The organism is Acinetobacter sp. CY17 (assembly GCF_059515825.1).
The window spans coordinates 1-2,277 of sequence record NZ_JCAKMX010000011.1; the positions used below are offsets into that span (position 1 = coordinate 1).

Below are 2,277 nucleotides of genomic sequence, written 5' to 3' on the forward strand. Positions count from 1 at the left end.
AATGCAACCTACATAGTCAAACCGTACAAGCGATTACAGAAGAACTGATCACTCGAAGAAAGCAATTTAAAAAAGCAAAGCTGAAATGGCGTGTAAGCAACAAGACGTCAGCACGAAGATCGCTTGGATGGATACCATTTAAAAAATCAGGACTAAAATATGCTGATGGGTATGTTGAATATGGAAAAACTAAATTTGGCTTATGGGATAGCTACGGACTAAGCAAATATACTGTTAGAACAGGTTCGTTTGTTGAGGACAGTCGTGGGCGTTGGTATGTATGTCTTGTGGTTGACTTTTCGAAGCAAGAAAAACCAATGGCAACCAAAGCTATAGGCATTGATCTAGGCTTAAAAGATATTGCCACCTGTTCTGATGGCACTGTAATTTCAAATCCTAAGTTCTATCGCCAGTACCAACAGAAATTAGGTATTGCTCAACGAGCAAGAAATAAAAAACGTGTACGTGCCTTACACGCCAAGATTGCAAACTGTCGTAAAGACCATTTGCATCAGGCAAGCAGCATGCTTGTTAAAAATAATGCAGTCATTATTGTAGGTGATTTAAGTGCCAAGAAACTTGTAAAAACTAAACTAGCAAAATCTGTTTTAGATACAGGATTTTCAGCACTAAAAACAATGCTCAAGTATAAATGCGAGAACGCAGGGGTATTGTTTGAGGAAGTCAATGAAGCCTATACCTCCCAAACTTGTTCGTGCTGTGGTGAGATCACCGCAAGTAGTCCGAAAGGTAGGACAGGTCTTGGAATAAGAGAGTGGGAGTGCGCGAGCTGTGGTACGGCTCACGACAGAGATAAAAACTCAGCTCTAAACATTCTTGCGCTTGGGCATAAGCGTCTAGCAGTAGGAGTCCCCGTCCTTTAGGGCGGGGAGGATGTCAAGCATGGCCCCACTTTTATGGCTAATCCATTGGTCTGTGCTGTAGCATTGAGAAGCACGCAACTGTTACTTGAACAAGATTGACAAGCTAATATTCAGCGTATCCAACGTATTTTAAATCACCAATTAAATAGAGTTACTTTTTTAAATATTGTTAAAGATATACGTGTGTTGGGTGCGATTGGTGTGATTGGATTATATAGCAATGTGGATTTGGCCCAATTTCAAGCTGAATGCGTTAAACGTGGGATTTGGGTTCGTCCCTTTGGCAAGCTCGTATATGTGATGCCGCCTTATATTATAACCAATGCACAATTGGAAAAATTGCTACAACATCTTATTGAAATGTTGCAAGCCATGGAGGGGCGTGCATGAACCATCTTGACTATTTTCAAGAGCAACTCGATAAGCTCAAACAACAAGGTCAATACCGACAGTTCAAAGCGAATACTTCCAGTGATTTCATTTTAAAGCATCAAGGTCAATCTTTGATTAATTTGGCTTCTAATGATTATTTAGGGTTAGCCTCTAGCGTCCAATTAAGAGAAGAGTTTTTTAATCAGCTCCCGAATGAACAACGTTGCATGAGTGCCAGTTCATCACGCTTACTAACAGGCAACTACAGTGAGTTTGAACAACTTGAAGCAGAAATGCTAGCTGCTTTTGGTCGACCAGCTCTATTATTTAATAGCGGCTATCACATGAATATTGGAATTTTACCAGCATTAAGTGATGCTAAAACATTGATTTTGGCAGATAAGTTGGTACATGCAAGTATTATTGACGGGATCCGTTTATCAAAGGCTAAATATTTGCGCTTTCGACATAATGATTTGATTCATCTAGAAACATTGCTGGATCAATATCAAGATGATAGAGCAATAGAACGCATTATTGTAGTCACAGAATCAATTTTTAGTATGGATGGTGACGAGGTAGATTTGAGTGCCCTAGTTGCTCTTAAATCGAATCATCCTAAAGTTCTACTCTATGTGGATGAGGCTCACGCTATTGGAGTGCGTGGTCGTCATGGTTTAGGATGTGCTGAACAATATGGTGTTTTAAATCAAATCGATTTTTTGGTCGGGACTTTTGGCAAGGCGCTCGCTTCAATGGGCGGTTATATTGTATGTCATGACACTATTCGTAATTACTTAATCAATTTTATGCGACCACTGATTTTTAGTACGGCACAGCCTCCAATCAGTGCTGCCTGGACAAAATTCGTCTTTAAACGCATGCAATCTCTCTCGGCACAGCGAACACATTTAGCCGATTTATCGTAAGCATCCGCTGAACCCCATACCTATTTTTTAATTTTGGTCGGGTTGCCACCGGTGTGGCAGTAATTCTTCTATTTGGGTCACTTTGTGTGTCG

The 2,277-nt window shown here is 40.4% G+C and carries 1 protein-coding gene and 2 pseudogenes; all 3 read left to right on the forward strand.

Translation table 11 applies throughout. The features are described from left to right. Positions 1 to 884, forward strand: an 884-nt coding sequence (locus tag AC5YCI_RS09185; RefSeq protein WP_496175445.1) for an RNA-guided endonuclease InsQ/TnpB family protein, incomplete at its 5' end; no start/stop codon positions are given. Positions 885 to 902: 18 nt separating this feature from the next. Continuing rightward, positions 903 to 1,274, forward strand: a pseudogene (locus tag AC5YCI_RS09190) (aminotransferase class III-fold pyridoxal phosphate-dependent enzyme); the annotation flags it as partial. After that, positions 1,271 to 2,182, forward strand: a pseudogene (locus AC5YCI_RS09195) (8-amino-7-oxononanoate synthase); the annotation flags it as partial. The pseudogenes AC5YCI_RS09190 and AC5YCI_RS09195, both read left to right, overlap by 4 nt. Between the last annotated feature and the right edge of the window lie 95 nt (positions 2,183 to 2,277).